Annotated in this window: 16 protein-coding genes and 2 tRNA genes; 5 read left to right on the plus strand and 13 right to left on the minus strand. The window is 54.4% G+C overall.

Going from position 1 to position 16,025, the window contains the following annotated elements; all coding sequences use genetic code 11:
• Nucleotides 1-80: 80 nt before the first annotated feature.
• The 3 genes from L383_RS18565 to mdtK all read right to left on the minus strand — a co-directional run bounded on the left by L383_RS18565 (nucleotide 81) and on the right by mdtK (nucleotide 1,765).
• Nucleotides 81-157 (minus strand) — tRNA-Val (locus L383_RS18565).
• Between the two features lie 4 nt (nucleotides 158-161).
• Nucleotides 162-238: transfer RNA gene (locus tag L383_RS18560), tRNA-Val, on the minus strand.
• Between the two features lie 153 nt (nucleotides 239-391).
• Entirely contained in the window at nucleotides 392-1,765 is a 1,374-nt protein-coding gene (gene mdtK, locus L383_RS18555; protein ID WP_032628875.1) for an MdtK family multidrug efflux MATE transporter, read from the minus strand.
• 224 nt (nucleotides 1,766-1,989) lie between these two features.
• Here mdtK and L383_RS18550 point away from each other — a divergent pair, with 224 nt between their 5' ends.
• Entirely contained in the window at nucleotides 1,990-2,631 is a 642-nt protein-coding gene (locus L383_RS18550) for a riboflavin synthase (RefSeq protein WP_023332808.1), read from the plus strand.
• Between the two features lie 31 nt (nucleotides 2,632-2,662).
• On the opposite strand, the gene cfa is transcribed toward L383_RS18550, so the two are convergent.
• Both cfa and punC read right to left on the minus strand, forming a co-directional pair.
• The gene (gene cfa / locus L383_RS18545) at nucleotides 2,663-3,811 is read right to left on the minus strand and encodes a cyclopropane fatty acyl phospholipid synthase (protein ID WP_014883549.1); all 1,149 of its coding nucleotides are present in this window, start codon (nucleotides 3,809-3,811) and stop codon (nucleotides 2,663-2,665) included.
• Nucleotides 3,812-4,109: 298 nt separating this feature from the next.
• Nucleotides 4,110-5,309: a purine nucleoside transporter PunC gene (gene punC / locus L383_RS18540; protein ID WP_023332809.1), complete on the minus strand. Its 1,200-nt coding sequence runs from the start codon at nucleotides 5,307-5,309 to the stop codon at nucleotides 4,110-4,112.
• 114 nt (nucleotides 5,310-5,423) lie between these two features.
• On the opposite strand from punC, the gene punR reads away from it, so the two are divergent.
• Nucleotides 5,424-6,335, plus strand: a complete 912-nt coding sequence (punR, locus tag L383_RS18535; protein ID WP_014883551.1) for a DNA-binding transcriptional activator PunR — start codon at nucleotides 5,424-5,426, stop codon at nucleotides 6,333-6,335.
• 17 nt (nucleotides 6,336-6,352) lie between these two features.
• Here the strand turns inward: punR and purR are convergent, their stop codons facing one another.
• The gene (gene purR, locus L383_RS18530; protein ID WP_014883552.1) at nucleotides 6,353-7,378 is read right to left on the minus strand and encodes an HTH-type transcriptional repressor PurR; all 1,026 of its coding nucleotides are present in this window, start codon (nucleotides 7,376-7,378) and stop codon (nucleotides 6,353-6,355) included.
• A gap of 297 nt (nucleotides 7,379-7,675) precedes the next feature.
• On the opposite strand from purR, the gene L383_RS25835 reads away from it, so the two are divergent.
• Both L383_RS25835 and L383_RS18520 read left to right on the plus strand, forming a co-directional pair.
• A complete protein-coding gene (locus tag L383_RS25835) occupies nucleotides 7,676-7,765 on the plus strand; it encodes a cytochrome bd-I oxidase subunit CydH (protein WP_014883553.1) in 90 nt (29 codons plus the stop codon).
• 163 nt (nucleotides 7,766-7,928) lie between these two features.
• The gene (locus tag L383_RS18520; RefSeq protein ID WP_023332810.1) at nucleotides 7,929-9,095 is read left to right on the plus strand and encodes an MFS transporter; all 1,167 of its coding nucleotides are present in this window, start codon (nucleotides 7,929-7,931) and stop codon (nucleotides 9,093-9,095) included.
• A gap of 39 nt (nucleotides 9,096-9,134) precedes the next feature.
• Here L383_RS18520 and sodB read toward each other — a convergent pair whose 3' ends face one another.
• Both sodB and L383_RS18510 read right to left on the minus strand, forming a co-directional pair.
• Complete coding sequence (sodB, locus tag L383_RS18515) at nucleotides 9,135-9,716, minus strand: superoxide dismutase [Fe] (RefSeq protein WP_014883555.1); 582 nt, start codon at nucleotides 9,714-9,716, stop codon at nucleotides 9,135-9,137.
• Between the two features lie 122 nt (nucleotides 9,717-9,838).
• Nucleotides 9,839-10,612 (minus strand): C40 family peptidase, encoded by a 774-nt coding sequence (locus L383_RS18510; protein WP_014883556.1) that lies wholly within the window; start codon nucleotides 10,610-10,612, stop codon nucleotides 9,839-9,841.
• 338 nt (nucleotides 10,613-10,950) lie between these two features.
• Between L383_RS18510 and grxD the strand changes: the two genes are divergently transcribed.
• On the plus strand, nucleotides 10,951-11,298 hold the full coding sequence (gene grxD, locus L383_RS18505; RefSeq protein ID WP_003832760.1) for a monothiol glutaredoxin 4: 348 nt from the start codon (nucleotides 10,951-10,953) through the stop codon (nucleotides 11,296-11,298).
• A 44-nt stretch (nucleotides 11,299-11,342) separates the two neighbouring features.
• Here the strand turns inward: grxD and rnt are convergent, their stop codons facing one another.
• From rnt to eptA, 5 genes are all read right to left on the minus strand, one after another.
• Nucleotides 11,343-11,993, minus strand: a complete 651-nt coding sequence (rnt, locus tag L383_RS18500; protein WP_023332811.1) for a ribonuclease T — start codon at nucleotides 11,991-11,993, stop codon at nucleotides 11,343-11,345.
• Nucleotides 11,994-12,088: 95 nt separating this feature from the next.
• Complete coding sequence (gene gloA, locus L383_RS18495) at nucleotides 12,089-12,496, minus strand: lactoylglutathione lyase (protein WP_014883558.1); 408 nt, start codon at nucleotides 12,494-12,496, stop codon at nucleotides 12,089-12,091.
• A gap of 100 nt (nucleotides 12,497-12,596) precedes the next feature.
• Entirely contained in the window at nucleotides 12,597-13,694 is a 1,098-nt protein-coding gene (locus L383_RS18490) for an alkene reductase (protein WP_014883559.1), read from the minus strand.
• A gap of 53 nt (nucleotides 13,695-13,747) precedes the next feature.
• Nucleotides 13,748-14,347 (minus strand): TetR/AcrR family transcriptional regulator, encoded by a 600-nt coding sequence (locus L383_RS18485; RefSeq protein WP_014883560.1) that lies wholly within the window; start codon nucleotides 14,345-14,347, stop codon nucleotides 13,748-13,750.
• Nucleotides 14,348-14,388: 41 nt separating this feature from the next.
• Nucleotides 14,389-16,014, minus strand: coding sequence for a phosphoethanolamine transferase EptA (gene eptA / locus L383_RS18480; RefSeq protein WP_023332812.1), 1,626 nt, complete (start codon nucleotides 16,012-16,014; stop codon nucleotides 14,389-14,391).
• Nucleotides 16,015-16,025: the final 11 nt, after the last annotated feature.

Here is a 16,025-nt window from a genome sequence, read left to right on the forward strand (position 1 = left end):
GCAGGAGAATAATGATGAAAATAAGGGATTAAGAAAAATCAGGGTATCTGAAGAGAATTTGCACCATTTCAGGACTGAAATGGTGCGTCCGAGTGGACTCGAACCACCGACCCCCACCATGTCAAGGTGGTGCTCTAACCAACTGAGCTACGGACGCAGAATGGTGCGTTCAATTGGACTCGAACCAACGACCCCCACCATGTCAAGGTGGTGCTCTAACCAACTGAGCTATGAACGCAACGTGTTGTCGGTGACAACGGGGACGAATATTAGCGGCACAGCACCAAGGTGGCAAGAGGGAAAATGCATTTTTCTCTCTGATTTCACGCGATTGCTTCATTACCGCGCAAAGTGAAGAGAAAGTAGCCGCCAGCAGGCGGCTACTGCGTATTTAACGCGCAGCGCGTTGCAAAATTACGGTTGATGGCTGGCGCTGCAGGAAGCGCATGCGCATCATCATCATGATCGCGGCTGACGTCAGACCAATGATAAAGCCCATCCAGAACCCGGCGGGTCCCATGCGGTCAACCACCAGATCGGTCAGGGCCAGGATGTAGCCGCACGGCAGTCCCAGTACCCAGTAGGCGATGAAGGTGATAAAGAAGATGGAGCGCGTATCTTTGTATCCGCGAAGCACGCCGCTGCCAATCACCTGGATAGAGTCTGAAATCTGGTACACCGCGGCGAGCAGCATCAGATGCGAGGCAAGTGCCACCACTTCCGGGTTGTCGTTATAGAGCAGGGCAATTTGCTCGCGTAATGCAACGGTAAAGAGCGCCGTACAGACCGCCATGCAGACACCGACGCCTAGCCCGGTCCGTGCGGCCGTTTGCGCATCCAGCGTCGAGCCCTGGCCCAGACGGAAGCCGACGCGAATCGTCACCGCCGCCGCCAGCGACATCGGCAGAACGAACATCAGGGAGCTGAAGTTGAGCGCAATCTGGTGCCCGGCCACGTTAACGATCCCCAGTGGGGAGACCAGCAGGGCGACGACGGCAAAGAGCGTCACTTCAAAAAACAGGGCCAGCGCAATCGGCAAGCCTAACTGCATCAGGCGCGTCATGATGCTCCAGTCCGGCGTACTGAATGTTTTCTCATTACGAATATCGCGCATAGAGCGGGCGTGTTTCACAAAGGTAAGCATACAGAAGAACATCACCCAATAAACCGCGGCGGTTGCCACGCCGCAGCCGACGCCGCCCAGCTCTGGCATCCCGAAATGACCGTAAATAAAGATATAGTTCACCGGAATATTCACCAGCAGGCCGATAAAGCCCATCACCATCCCGGGCTTGGTTTTCGCCAGGCCTTCGCACTGGTTACGCGCCACCTGGAAGAAGAGGTAGCCCGGTGCCCCCCAGAGCAGGGCACGCAGATAGCCCACGGCTTTGTCAGCCAGTGCCGGGTCAATGTTATCCATCGCGCGAATGATATGACCGGCGTTCCAGAGCACGACCATAATCAGCACGGAGACAAATCCGGCCAGCCAGAACCCCTGGCGGACCTGATGGGCAATGCGTTCGCGACGTCCCGAACCATTAAGTTGAGCAATAACCGGCGTCAGCGCGAGCAGCAGACCATGGCCGAACAGGATGGCCGGAAGCCAGATTGATGTACCGATGGCGACGGCCGCCATATCAGTGGCGCTATAGCCACCTGCCATGACGGTATCCACAAATCCCATTGCGGTCTGGGCCACTTGCGCGATGATCACTGGTATCGCCAGTGCCAATAACTGCCGCGCTTCATTCATGTACTTCTGCACGTGAACACCTTTATTTTGTAGTTATAAGAGAGACTAAAAAAGCCGCCGTAACGGGCAGCAAGAAGAAAATGCGGGGGGTGCCAGCTATTGTAGCGGGCTTTAGCTATTTATCTAGTGAAAAAATCGCCAGAAAATGCGCTCCGCTGGCAACCTCTTTTTCCAACTGTTATTGTGGTGGGATTAAACGGTGTAACCACCGTCCGGAGAAAACAGGAGTTGTAAGCATGTTTACTGGTATTGTGCAGGGCACTGCCAAAGTGGTGTCCATTGATGAAAAACCTAATTTTCGTACGCATGTTGTAGAGCTGCCGGAATATATGCTTGATGGCATCGAAACCGGCGCCTCGATTGCCCATAACGGCTGCTGTCTGACCGTCACCGAAATTAATGGCAACAAGATCAGCTTTGATTTAATGAAAGAGACCCTGCGTATTACTAATCTGGGCGAGCTGGCTGTAGGTGATACCGTCAACGTTGAGCGTGCGGCGAAGTTCAGTGATGAGATTGGCGGCCATCTGATGTCGGGGCACATCATGACCACGGCTGAAGTGGCGAAAATCGTGACATCGGAAAATAACCGTCAAATCTGGTTCAAAATGCAGGATCCGTCATTAATGAAATACATCCTCTATAAAGGATTTATTGGCATTGATGGGATTAGCCTGACGGTTGGAGAAGTGACGGCAACGCGTTTTTGCGTGCATTTAATTCCTGAAACGCTGCAACGCACCACGCTGGGTTCGAAAAAACTCGGGCATCGCGTGAATATCGAAATCGATCCGCAAACCCAGGTAGTAGTGGATACGGTTGAGCGCGTGCTGGCGGCAAAAGAAGCGGCAATAATAACGAGCACAGAAGACGAATAAAAAATAACCCCGGGTAACCGGGGTTATTTTTTTAGCGGGCGACCCGCAAGCCGTGCTCAATCCCTCGGCTGAAAACAACCTGCCAGAGCTGAATATCCCGCGCGCGAAACGCCCCCGCGCAGGCATTCAGATAATAGCTAAACATCCGCTTGAATCGTTCCGAATAGTTGTCCGCAATCTCCGGCCAGGCTTCCTGAAAACGTGCATGCCATGCCATCAATGTGGTGTCGTAATCCGCGCCAAAGTTATGCCAGTCTTCCATCACGAAATGGGACTCGCTGGCGTTGGCAATCTGGCGCACGGACGGTAAACAGCCATTCGGGAAGATGTATTTGTTGATCCACGGGTCGACGTTGTTGTCGGTGCGCTTAGACCCGATGGTGTGCAGCAGGAAAATGCCGTCCGGTTTCAAATTGCGATCCACGACGTCAAAATAGGTGTCGTAGTTTTTCGGGCCAACATGTTCGAACATACCCACGGAGACAATACGATCAAACTGTTCGTTCAGGTCACGGTAATCCTGCAGCCGGATGTCAACATCAAGACCCTGGCAGCGTTCTCGGGCCAGCTTTTGCTGTTCTGCTGAAATCGTGACGCCGACAACGCTGACGCCGTAGTGCTTCGCCATAAAATACGCCAGCCCACCCCAGCCGCAGCCGATATCCAGCACGCGCATTCCGGGCTCAAGCTGCAGTTTCTCGCTAATCAGACGCAGCTTGGCCTGTTGCGCCTCTTCAAGCGTCGATGCCTCTTTCCAGTAGGCGCAGGAATATTGCATGAAGGGGTCCAGCATACGGCTGAACAGATCGTTGCCAAGGTCGTAGTGCTCTTTGCCGACGATCCAGGCGCGTTTTTTACTTTGCAGGTTAAACAGGCGGGCTGAGGCGACGCGCAGGGTGTCTTTCAGATGGCGAGGGAGTTGATTTTCCAGACCAGCACGCAAAACGCGGGTGAAAAATATATCCAGCCGTTCGCATTCCCACCAGCCATCCATATAACTTTCTCCCAGGCCTAACGATCCCTCTCGTAACACGCGTTTAAAAAAGTCGGGATGTTTAACCTGAGGATCGGATGGCGATGATCCATTAATCGTGATGCCTGCTCGACCTAACAGTTCACTGACGATCCGGGACCAGTTATCGTCCGGAACGCTGACTTCTTCTATACACGATGAACTCATAGCTTCTCCATCACCCTACTGTGATCAGAACCTTCAAACAGCGTAGACGCTTTTTTTGGTTTGTGAGAAATCTCACGGTATATACCGCGAGGCTAGTATCCGACGTAGAACAGAGGAAGGGAGATAACCCTTGCCGAAATGCCTTCCATGGTAAAACGGGAGCACTCCGGCTCCCGTTAACACTTAATATTTATCGTATTTAATCGAACCAAATTTAGTATAGGCCGCAAAATTTGGTGATTCAATAGAAAATTGTTAGCAACCTAATCACCGAAAAGTTACATAATTTTTGCAGTAATTACGCATGTGACGTTTCTGCCTGCGCGCGGTTATCCTGCGCACGCTGCGCGGCTGCCTGCATACGATAGCCCATGCCGGCCAGCGCAACGGTAACCAGCATCACGCTGGTGGTGGTCAGGAGCGGCGTGGCAATCAGCGCCGAGACCACCAGACTGGCCAGGAAGCACAGCCCCAGTTGCAGCGTATTCTGAAGTGCGGCCGCACGGCCTGTCGCCTGCGGGAAGGGACGAAGCGCCTGCGCCACAACGATAGGGTATATCGCGCCGTTCGCGATGGCCATTACGCAGAATGGAATCAAAATTTCAGCCAGACCGACGCCGGGAATAAAGCCGACGGCCCAGGTCCCGATAACGCTCAACGCATACAGCACCAGCAACCACGGCAGCATCTGCTGGCCTTCCCATTTTTGCAGCGCCGCGCGACAGCCGTACCCGCCAACCAGGAACGCGATGGTCTGCGGAACATAGCTCAGACCGATGGCCGCCGGGCTATAGCCCATATCGTGCAGAATAAAGGGTGAACCGGTCAGCCATGCGAAGAAGCTCGCCGAGCAGGCAGCATAAATCAGCACATTACCGCGATACGCTTTGGCGCTCAGCAGGGAGGCAAAGGTAATTGGGCTGGCGTTGGCATGCGCCTCTTTTTTATGCGCGGGCTTGAGGGCGAACGCCGGCAGCATCAGGATCAGCGTGATGGCAAACAGCGTGGCAAAGATGGCCTGCCAGTCGAAATGTGCGAGGATCCAGCTACCCAGCAGCGGGGCGAGGGCAGGGGAAAGCCCCACCAGCGGCATAATGGTCGCGAAAATTCGGTTTGTACGGTTCGCCGGGTAGTAGTCGGTGACCAGCGCCTGCCAGGTGACGGCTGCGGCGCAGACGCCCACTGCCTGAATAAAACGCAGTACCAACAGCCAGGTGGCGTCGCGAACCCATAGCATCCCCAGACAGCCCACGGCAAAAATGGCCAGACCGAGCAACAATACCGGCTTGCGGCCAAAGCGATCCGAGAGCGGTCCCCACAGCAGCTGCGCGAAGGCAAAACCGGCGAGGAACAAACTCAGGCTGGCGCTGATCGCGGCGGCAGGGGTTTGCAGATCTTCCTGCATGGCGGCGAAAGCCGGCAGGTACATATCGGTGGCTAAAAAGCCCAGCACGCTTAAGCCGCCGAGCCAGACTAAAAAACCTTTCCTGGGTTGCATTGTTTTCTTCTCCTGAGGAGGCAGGTGTACATTGGCGCAGAGTGTAGGGAGTGCAAAGCGGCTTGTGAAACGCTAATATTTGGCGGGTGCATTCAAATTTTTTGCAGGCAGAAAATGTGGTCAGATTATTCTCTTGAAGTGGTCGATGCTGTCGCGCGTAACGGCAGCTTTAGCGGTGCAGCACAGGAGCTGCACCGCGTCCCGTCGGCAATCAGCTATACGGTGCGTCAGCTAGAAGAGTGGCTGGCCGTTCCGCTGTTTGAACGGCGACATCGTGATGTGGAATTAACGCCTGCCGGGGCGTGGTTTTTGAAAGAAGGGCGTTCTGTTATCAAAAAAATGCAGATCACCCGCGAACAGTGTCAGCAGATCGCTAACGGCTGGCGGGGGCATCTTTCCATCGCGGTCGATAATATCGTGAAGCCGGAACGCACCCGGCAAATGATCGTCGATTTCTATCGTCATTTTTCTGACGTTGAGTTGCGTGTTTCGCAGGAAGTGTTCAACGGCGTGTGGGACGCGCTGTCGGACGGCAGGGTAGAAATGGCGATTGGGGCGACGCAGGCGATTCCGGTTGGGGGACGCTATGCCTTTCGCGATATGGGGATGCTGAGCTGGAAATGCGTAGTGGCACGCGATCATCCCCTGGCGGCCATGGAGGGGCCGTTAAGCGACGATACCCTGCGTAACTGGCCGTCGCTGGTGCTGGAGGACACCTCCCGCTCGCTGCCCAAGCGTATCACCTGGCTGCTGGATAACCAGCGTCGCGTGGTCGCCCCGGACTGGGAATCGTCGGCGACCTGCCTCAGTGCAGGGCTGTGCGTCGCGATGGTGCCCGTTCATTTTGCGCGCCCGCGAATCGACACCGGCGAGTGGGTTGAACTGACGCTGGAGAATCCGTTCCCGGATGCGGCTTGCTGCCTGACCTGGCAACAAAATGATGTTTCACCTGCTATGGCCTGGCTGCTGGATTATCTGGGGGACAGCGAAACGCTTAACCGGGAATGGTTACGGGAGCCAGTGTGACTGGCTCCGTAAAGCGATTAACGACGGTAGTCGCGGAACGGACCATCCGCAACGGAACGGCGTTCGATGAGGCGCGGGTGGACTTCAATGGACTGCGACTCTTCACGTTTGTTGACGATCCTGTCGAGCAGCATGTTGAAGGCCGTTTCACCCAGCGAATCTTTCGGCTGGTGAATGGTGGTCAGCGCAGGGGTAAAGAAGCGCGCGTTGCGCACGTTGTCATAGCCGATCACGGAAATGTCCTGCGGGACGCGCAGACCCAGCTCATCGGCCGCACAGAGCGCGCCCATCGCCATGATGTCGCCCCCGCAGAAAACGGCGGTAGGACGATGTTGCTGGGAGACAATCTGCTGCATCGCGCGGTAGCCTGATTCCGGCTCAAAGTCACCCTGTACGATCCAGTTTTCTGGCACGGTGATCAGCGCTTCTTCCATCGCTTTCATAAAGCCAGCCAGACGACCTGCGCCGGTGTTACGCTCAAGCGGACCCGGGATCACGCCAATCTCACGATGACCGCGTTCGATCAAATAACGGCCCGCCATATAGCCGCCTTCAAAAGCGTTGTCGATAACGGAATCCGTGAAATCCGCACGGGCTTCACCCCAGTCCATCACCACCATCGGGATATGCCGATACTCTTCAAGCATCGACAGTACGGATTCCGGGTACTCGGAACACATCACCAGCAGGCCATCCACGCGCTTCTGCGCCATCATGGAGAGATAGGCTCGCTGTTTTTCAATGCTGTTCCACGCGTTGCCCAAAATCAGGGTATAGCCTTTCTGGAAGCAGTTTTTCTCTACCGCTTCAATGATCTCAGCAAAATAGGCCGCTTCGCTGCTGGTCGCCAGCAGACCAATCGATTTGGTGTGATTCACCTTGAGGCTGCGCGCAACCGCACTTGGCGAGTAGTGCAGCTCTTTGATCGCTGCCCAGACGGCGTTGCGCGTCTCTTCCGCCACAAAGCGGGTTTTGTTAATTACATGTGATACGGTTGTAGTGGAAACGTTTGCGCGTTTTGCTACGTCTTTAATTGTTGCCATTAAATGTCACTCCAGACCATATCCTAAACTCCTGAAATACTTGAAGGTAAACGTTTGCCTTCTCTCACCCTTATCACGCAATTTTAGATTGCGGTACGCCAGGAAAACGACACGGGACGTCAGGAGGGGGTCAATGGCCGGTACGCTAATAAATTTAGCGTGGAATTTTGTCCTATCTTGATGAAAAGGGGAAGAGGTAAAGTGGTTATCAGCTTAAATCCGGGAAGATTTTTGACGTAAACTATGCAAAAATGAGCAAGCTCACTTTTCGTGGGGGGATTAAAAGGAGAAAAATTGATGAGTTCCGATCTGAAGTTTTCGCTGTTCACTACCATCGTTGTGCTGGCGCTGATTGTGGCGGCTGGCCTGACGGCTGCGCTGCACTGATTTACGCGGAGGGAGAATCTTCTCCCTCCCGGTTTACCGGATTGTTACTTCTCAGGCAAAAATCTTTTGCCATTTTGTTAACTTCTCATTTTTTGTGATTGATGTCATGCTTTCCGCTTCTTTGTTCTGTGTCACGACATGACACGGCATCCGGAGTTGACGCATGAAAATCAATTTTCCCCTGCTGGCCCTGGCGATTGGCGCTTTTGGGATTGGCACCACCGAATTCTCCCCGATGGGGTTACTGCCTGTTATCGCCCGGGGCGTGGATGTCTCGATCCCTGCGGCCGGGATGTTAATCAGCGCTTATGCCATCGGCGTGATGGTGGGGGCGCCGCTGATGACGCTACTGCTTTCACACCGCGCGCGCCGTAATGCGCTGATTTTCCTGATGGCGATTTTCACCCTGGGCAACGTGCTCTCTGCCATTTCACCTGACTACACCACCCTGATGCTGTCGCGCATTTTGACCAGCCTGAACCATGGCGCGTTCTTTGGGCTGGGCTCGGTCGTGGCCGCAAGCGTGGTGCCGAAACATAAGCAGGCAAGCGCCGTGGCGACCATGTTTATGGGGCTGACGATTGCCAACATTGGCGGCGTACCGGCTGCGACCTGGCTGGGTGAAGCGATCGGCTGGCGTATGTCATTCCTGGCAACCGCCGGGCTGGGCGTGGTGGCGATGGTGGCCTTGTTCTTCTCCCTGCCGAAAGGCAGCGCGGGTGAACGTCCGGACGTGCGCAAAGAGCTGTCGGTACTGGTGCGCCCGCAGGTGCTTTCTGCACTGCTGACCACCGTGCTGGGGGCCGGGGCGATGTTTACGCTCTATACCTACATTTCACCGGTGCTGCACGATATCACCCATGCAACCCCAATCTTTATTACCGCGATGCTGGTATTGATTGGCGTAGGGTGCTCAATGGGTAACTACCTTGGCGGGAAATTTGCTGACCGTTCAGTGACCGGAACGTTGAAAGGCTTTTTAACCTTGCTGATTGCCATCATGATCGCGATTCCGTGGCTGGCGCGTAACGAGTTTGGCGCGGCCATCGCGATGGTTGTCTGGGGCGCAGCCACCTTCGCCGTGGTGCCGCCGCTGCAGATGCGCGTGATGCGTGTCGCCCACGAGGCGCCGGGTCTCTCTTCTTCAGTGAATATCGGTGCGTTTAACCTGGGGAATGCCTTGGGTGCTGCGGCGGGCGGCGCCGTCATTTCTGGCGGTCTGGGATACAGCTTTGTGCCGGTGATGGGGGCGATTATTGCCGCGCTCGGCCTGCTGCTGGTGATGATGTCCGGCCGGAAACAGCCAGAAGCCGTTTGCACGGCGGAATAATAAAAATAACGCAGAAGGGGGACCCCTTCTGCGTCTCTCTTACGCGGTGAAGTTCTTCGCGACGAAGTCCCAGTTGACCAGTGCCCAGAAGTGCTCCAGGTAGTTCGGGCGCGCGTTACGGTAATCAATGTAGTAAGCGTGCTCCCACACGTCCACGGTCATCAGCGGCGTAGCGCTGGTGGTCAGCGGGGTGCCTGCATTAGAGGTGGACACGATTGCCAGTTTGCCATCCGCTTCTTTTACCAGCCACGTCCAGCCAGAGCCGAAGTTCTTGATGGCGGCATCCGTAAACTTCGCTTTGAAATCGGCGAAGCTGCCAAAGGCGGCGTTAATCGCGGAAGCCAGTTCACCGGCAGGTTCACCACCGGCATTGGGTGCCAGGCAGTGCCAGTAGAAGGTGTGGTTCCACACCTGAGCCGCGTTGTTAAATACGCCACCCTCTGAGCTACGGACGATCTCTTCCAGCGTTTTGCCTTCGAAATCGGTGCCTTTGATCAGATTGTTCAGGTTGGTGACATACGTCTGGTGATGTTTGCCGTAATGGTATTCCAGGGTTTCCGCAGAAATGTGCGGTGCCAGGGCGTCTTTTGCATACGGTAGTGCAGGTAATTCGAACGACATTGCTTCTCTCCTTATTGTATTTAGCGTTGCCAATAACCACACAGACAACAAGGACAGGATAGCAAATTGAAAGGGTATGCAAAAGAGGAACTTACCCTGCCACGGATGCGGCAGGGCAGGGGTTAGCGAATAGTTTTCGGCGTCATCACGCGACGTGCGCCGACGTAGTGACGCACCCAGTAATCTTCACTCAGGGAGGTGATCTGAATATCCTGGCCGCTGCGCGGTGACTGGATAAATTTCCCGTTGCCGACATAGACACCCACATGGTCAGCCGTGCCGCGGCCTTGCGTGCGGAAGAAGACCAGATCGCCGTTTTCCAGCTCACCACGGCTCACCGGAGAGGCGTCGCGCAGGTGGTACATCTCATTAGCGGTACGCGGAATGCGGAACTTAACCAGATCTTTATAGGCGTAATAGACCAGGCCGCTACAGTCGAAGCCGGTTCGTGGCGAACTGCCACCCCATCGATAAGGTTTGCCAATTTGCCCCATCAGTTTATTCATCGCGGTTTTTTGCGCTTTCTGTACACGGACTTTATGTACTTCCGCGATTTTCGTGACTTTGGTGCATTTCGCTTTGTGGCCTTTACGCGTAATGCATTTTTCAGTGACGAGGTTAGCCGCGGTCAGCGAAGTTTTACTTTTGGTGGTGTGGGCAGTGCGGGAAGATTTTGTTTTGGTCTTGCTGGAAGCGGTTTGTGTCGTCTTGGTGGTCGTCTTTTTCTTTTCGTTCTTTGTGGTGGTTTTTTTCTTACGTTCTGTGGCTTTCACCAGATGGCTTTTTTGTACAGCAGAATGCCGCGCCTGCTGAGAGGCGTTTGCCACTGGCGTGAGAGTGAGTGATGTAAACAGTAAAGCACAGAGCGTGATCGAGATTTTTGTTATCCGCGCCACTGGGCAGTCCCCTGATAAATGCAGGTCATCAATAATACCCGCGAGTGATTTACAAAGCCCGTCGATTCTAATCCATAAAAACCCGAGAAGTTAATAGCATTTTTCAATCTAAAAACCTGTTTCGTTAGCAAGTGCAAAAAAATTCATCGTTCTGTCGCGTAATTGTTCACTCCCTAAGCAAAACCCTGACTGCCGCAGGGTTAAACACCATTTGCAATGCAACTTTTGTAGAGTCGCGGTAAAATGTATAAACGTGACGAAAATGTTATTTTCCGATGCCAGCCTGACCCGCTACAATGTCAGACTATTGCCGTAACAGAAGTTAAAGGAAGCAAGACATGAGCACCACTATTGAAAAAATCCAGCGCCAGATCGCTGAAAACCCGATTCTGCTGTATATGAAAGGTTCTCCGAAGCTGCCAAGCTGCGGCTTCTCCGCGCAAGCGGTTCAGGCGCTCTCAGCCTGTGGTGAGCGTTTTGCTTACGTTGATATCCTGCAGAACCCGGACATCCGTGCTGAGCTGCCAAAATACGCTAACTGGCCAACCTTCCCGCAGCTGTGGGTAGACGGTGAGCTTGTAGGCGGCTGCGATATCCTGATTGAAATGTATCAGCGCGGTGAACTGCAGCAGCTGATCAAAGAGACCGCGGCGAAGTACAAAACCGAAGAGCCGGACGCAGAGTAAGTTTGCTGCGCAAATAAAAAAGCGACCTGTTAAGGTCGCTTTTTTTATTCTTCGCTGTCACCTGTCGGCAGCGGCCAGCCGCCCAGTCGCTTCCAGCGGTTGACGATCTCACAGAACAGCTCTGCGGTGCGCTCCGTGTCATACAGAGCCGAGTGCGCCTGCGTGCCGTCAAATTCAATACCCGCCGTAATACAGGCTTTTGATAACACCGTTTGCCCCAGCGCCAGACCGCTCAGTGCTGCCGTGTCGAAGGTCACAAACGGGTGGAAAGGGTTGCGTTTGAGCGAGGCGCGCTCCGCTGCGGCCATGGTAAAGGTGTGATCGAAGGTGGCGTTATGCGCCACCATGATGGCGCGGCTGCAGTTACTCTCTTTCATGCCTTTACGCACCATTTTAAAAATGGCGTGCAGCGCATCATATTCGCTTACCGCACCGCGCAGTGGGTTATGCGGATCGATACCGTTGAAGGCCAGTGCTTCCGGCTGTAAGTTTGCCCCTTCGAAAGGTTCAACGTGGAAATGCAGCGTGGTGTCTGGTGTAAGCCAGCCCTGTTCATCCATCTTCAGCGTGATGGCGGCAATTTCGAGCAGCGCATCGGTTTTAGCGTTAAATCCGGCTGTTTCTACATCAATGACAACGGGATAAAAACCACGAAAACGGTCGCACAGACCGCTAAATTGAGCGTTATCGGACATCAGGGTCTCTTACAAGGGGAAAAAGCAGAGCGCATTATGGCAAATTTTGCGGGGTGATGCAGTAAAACTACGGGCGCATATTGCGCCCTGAGGGATCAGTTGCCCAGACCACGACCGGCATCTTTGGCTTCAATCAGCTCGATTTTGTAACCGTCCGGATCTTCCACAAATGCAATCACAGTGGTGCCGCCTTTAACCGGACCCGCTTCACGGGTGACGTTACCGCCGTTGCTGCGGATGCGTTCGCACGCTTCGGCTGCGTTGTCCACTTCCAGCGCGATATGGCCGTAGGCGTTGCCGAGGTCGTAGCTGTCCACGCCCCAGTTATAGGTCAGCTCAATCACCGCTTCATCCGTTTCCGGGCCGTAACCCACGAACGCCAGCGAGTATTTGTATTCCGGGTTTTCGCTGGTGCGCAGCAGTTTCATGCCCAGTACGTTAGTGTAGAAATCAATAGAACGTTGCAGATCGCCAACGCGCAGCATGGTGTGAAGTAGGCGCATAATTTCCTCATTAACCAATGGATTTGAATATTTTTTTGAACAGAAACGATGTTTTAGTATAGCGGCGAAGTGTCGCCGCTATCAATGAACAATGGTGAGATTAGAGAGAAGGGTAGTCGGTGTAACCTTCAGCGCCGCCGCCGTAGAAGCTTTCAGGACGCTGCGGGTTCAGAGCGGCTTTCTGTTGCAGGCGGGCGACCAGGTCCGGGTTGGCGATATAGTCGCGGCCAAACGCAACGGCATCGATCAGCCCTTTGCCGATCAGGTCTTCCGCTTTCTCTGGCGTGTAGGCACCCGCACCGATGATCACCCCGTGGAAGCGCTCACGCACTTTCTGACGGAAGGCTTCCGTATAAGGTTTACCGCCGGCCCAGTCTGGCTCAGACATGTGCAGATAGGCGATACCGCGTTTTGCCAGCTCTTCAATCAGATAGAGCGCATCCGCTTCTTCGTTCGGGCCGTTGTCGACGTTCTGGAAAGAACCGATCGGGGAGACGCGAATGCCGATACGATCCGGGCTCCACTCCTGGCATACGGCATCAACCACTTCCAGCACCAGACGGGCGCGGTTCTCGACGCTGCCGCCATACTGGTCGGTACGCTGGTTAGATGACGGTGACAGGAACTGGTGCAGCAGGTAACCGTGCGCGGAGTGCAGCTCAATCAAATCAAAACCTGCTTCACGGGCGTTGGCCACGGCCTGACGGAAATCGTTCACGATACCCGGGATCTCATCCAGCTCCAGGGCGCGCGGCGTTGAGGTATCGACGCGGATCGCGTTACCGTTTTCATCACGCAGCGAGGTGCGGGTGTTAGCATTCAGGGCTGAGGCTGAAACCGGTGCCTGGCCGCCAGGCTGAATGCTGCTGTGGGAGATACGCCCGGTGTGCCACAGCTGGACGGCAATGCGTCCCTCTTCAGCATGCACGCCCGCGGTAATTTTCTGCCATGCGGCGATCTGTTCCGGGCTGTGCAGCCCCGGCGCACCCGCATAACCTTTAGCCTGAGCAGAAATCTGCGTAGCTTCGGTGATGATCAGGCCGGAACTGGCGCGCTGACGATAGTATTCACCCATCAGTGGGGTGGGGATGTCACCCGGCTCAATGCTGCGCAGACGGGTAAGCGGAGCCATGAACACGCGGTTTGGCGCGGTAACGGCACCCACTTTTAAGGGGGTAAATAATTTTTCAGCTGACATAAAGACTCCTGAGTAGACCAGTCGACTAGTAATAAGATAAATAAAAACGCCTGTTAAATGCCAGGCGCAGTAATTGTGTTTTTCACATGTGCCAGCGCGCTTTCCAGCGGCACGGCACTGCGCGAAATCTTGGCCTGCAGGTTAGCGCCTAACCATAGCGCGTATAACACCTGCGCCTGAGTCAGAGGCTCACCCGAAAAGGCCAGCGTTTTTTCATTGCGGCCTTTTTCCAGCGCCTGGGCCAGCAGGGCGATAACACCGCTGGCACCTTTATCCATCGCCGTGCGCATATCTTCGGAGAGATCGCACACTTCGGCAGACAGTTTTACCGTCAGGCATCCGCTGATAATGCCCTGCTGACAGAACTGATTCAGCGTTTCCTGATAGTAGTTAAGAACACGATCCCGATAGTTACCTTCACCCGTGGCGAAGTGGGTCGCGAGACGCTGATGGTAGCCCGCATAGTGCCGCTCCAGCATCGCCACACCAAACGCCTCTTTGGACCGGAAGTAGTGATAAAACGACCCCTTCGGTACCTCAGCGGTTTTTAATAGCTCACTTAACCCCATGCCGGTGAAACCGCGATGCATGCAGAGCCGCTCGCCAGTCGCCAGTAGATGTTCGCGGGTATCGTGTTCAGTATTTCTGCTCATGGCCTCACTCTAATAGACCGTTCGGTCTAATGCAAGCCTGTTTACTGCCGACACCCATTCAGAATATCCAGCTGCTGTTGATAAACCTTTGATTTAATGTCCATCATACCCAGCACCGTTGAGAATAAATTGTCCTGCGAAACCGCATTTTTTGCCGCATAGTCGCGTAAGCACTGCGCGTTGATGCCAAAGTTTTTTGCATAATCCGGCGATAGCCAGAACATAAACGGGATGTGCGTTTGTTGCTCGGGTGCCAGCATGTATGGCGTACCGTGCAGGTAAATACCGCTTTCACCCAGCGATTCACCGTGGTCTGACAAATAAATCAGGGCGGTGTTCATGTTCGCCTGACGGGCTTTCAGTGCGTCAATGGTTTTGCTGACCATGCTGTCGGTATACAGGATGGTGTTGTCATAGGTGTTCATCAGCGCCTGATGATCGCAATCCTGAATTTCGTTCGTGTCGCAGGTTGGGGTGAATTTACGGAAATTGTCCGGGTAACGGCGATAGTACGCCGGACCGTGGCTGCCCATCAGGTGGATAACCAGCACCGTATCTTGCTTCACGCCATCCAGCACGTTGTCCAGACGGTAGAAGTTCACATCGTCAATACAGGATTTGTCTTTACAGAACTGATCCAGATTCCACTGCGTCATGTCGGTATGAGGCACGCGATCGCAGGCGCCTTTACAGCCGCCGTCGTTATCGCGCCACAGCAGGTTGACGCCCGCGTGCCTGAGCACGTCAAGCAGCCCTTCCTGATGCCGAGCCAGGTCGGCATCGTATTTGCTGCGCGTCATGCCGGAGAACATGCAGGGAACGGAAACCGCGGTTTCGGTGCCACATGAAGAGGCCTGCGGGAAGTTAATCACGTCCTGCTTTTTCAGCTCGGGGTTGGTTTCGCGCCCGTAACCGTTCAGGGAGTAGTTTGCCGCGCGAGAGGCTTCGCCGACGACAAGCACCAGAACGGTTTTCTTTTGCTGACCCGCAATCAGCGAGCCTTTATGCGCATCTTCGCCAATGCGCACCAGCGTTTGATCGCCGGCAAACCAGCGCATTTTGCTGTACTTCACCACGGCGCTGACATAGTTCGCCGGGGTAACCATTTTGACGATGCTTTTGTTATTGCGGAACAGCGACGCGTAATCTTTATAAAACAGTGCGGCAATCAGGATGATCACCAGCAGAGCGCCCAGCATCGCGGCTACGCGCGTCAGCAGCGCGTACCACCATTTTCCGGTACGAATTCGGGTGAGAGCCAGCACCACGGAGGGCACGAGGCCAGCAACAACAATCCACAGAATCATCTGCGGGGTCACCAGGGCGGTGGCTTCCTGAGAGTTGGTTTCGAACACGTTGACGATCATGTTCTGATCGATGACCGCGCCGTAGGTATACATAAAATAGGTTGCCGCAGCGCAACCGACAGTTAAAACGATCAGCAGCGGCTTACGGATGTACGGGATATTGAGCAGGCTAAAAACAATTACCCAGCCACAAAACAGCACCACCGGCACGGACGCGGCAAAGAGAATGTCGTGCAGATGAGAAGGGGCAATAATGGCCCAGCTGCGCTGGATAAACAGCCCGTTCAGTAGGGTAAAAAAGAGTGCACAGCCCAGAGTAAATTTAATATCGTTACATTGTAACTTTTTGATTAACTGCATCGATCGAAAAA

This window comes from Enterobacter sp. MGH 37, assembly GCF_000534515.1.
Classification (GTDB): Bacteria; Pseudomonadota; Gammaproteobacteria; order Enterobacterales; family Enterobacteriaceae; genus Enterobacter; species Enterobacter kobei.

Coding starts and splice junctions, on each gene's coding strand:
- L383_RS18550 (WP_023332808.1), top strand. CDS start 1,990: ATGTTTACTGGTATTGTGCAGGGCACTGCCAAAGTGGTGTCCATTGAT.
- cfa (WP_014883549.1), bottom strand. CDS start 3,811: ATGAGTTCATCGTGTATAGAAGAAGTCAGCGTTCCGGACGATAACTGG.
- punC (WP_023332809.1), bottom strand. CDS start 5,309: ATGCAACCCAGGAAAGGTTTTTTAGTCTGGCTCGGCGGCTTAAGCGTG.
- punR (WP_014883551.1), top strand. CDS start 5,424: ATGTGGTCAGATTATTCTCTTGAAGTGGTCGATGCTGTCGCGCGTAAC.
- purR (WP_014883552.1), bottom strand. CDS start 7,378: ATGGCAACAATTAAAGACGTAGCAAAACGCGCAAACGTTTCCACTACA.
- L383_RS25835 (WP_014883553.1), top strand. CDS start 7,676: ATGAGTTCCGATCTGAAGTTTTCGCTGTTCACTACCATCGTTGTGCTG.
- L383_RS18520 (WP_023332810.1), top strand. CDS start 7,929: ATGAAAATCAATTTTCCCCTGCTGGCCCTGGCGATTGGCGCTTTTGGG.
- sodB (WP_014883555.1), bottom strand. CDS start 9,716: ATGTCGTTCGAATTACCTGCACTACCGTATGCAAAAGACGCCCTGGCA.
- grxD (WP_003832760.1), top strand. CDS start 10,951: ATGAGCACCACTATTGAAAAAATCCAGCGCCAGATCGCTGAAAACCCG.
- rnt (WP_023332811.1), bottom strand. CDS start 11,993: ATGTCCGATAACGCTCAATTTAGCGGTCTGTGCGACCGTTTTCGTGGT.
- gloA (WP_014883558.1), bottom strand. CDS start 12,496: ATGCGCCTACTTCACACCATGCTGCGCGTTGGCGATCTGCAACGTTCT.
- L383_RS18490 (WP_014883559.1), bottom strand. CDS start 13,694: ATGTCAGCTGAAAAATTATTTACCCCCTTAAAAGTGGGTGCCGTTACC.
- L383_RS18485 (WP_014883560.1), bottom strand. CDS start 14,347: ATGAGCAGAAATACTGAACACGATACCCGCGAACATCTACTGGCGACT.
- eptA (WP_023332812.1), bottom strand. CDS start 16,014: ATGCAGTTAATCAAAAAGTTACAATGTAACGATATTAAATTTACTCTG.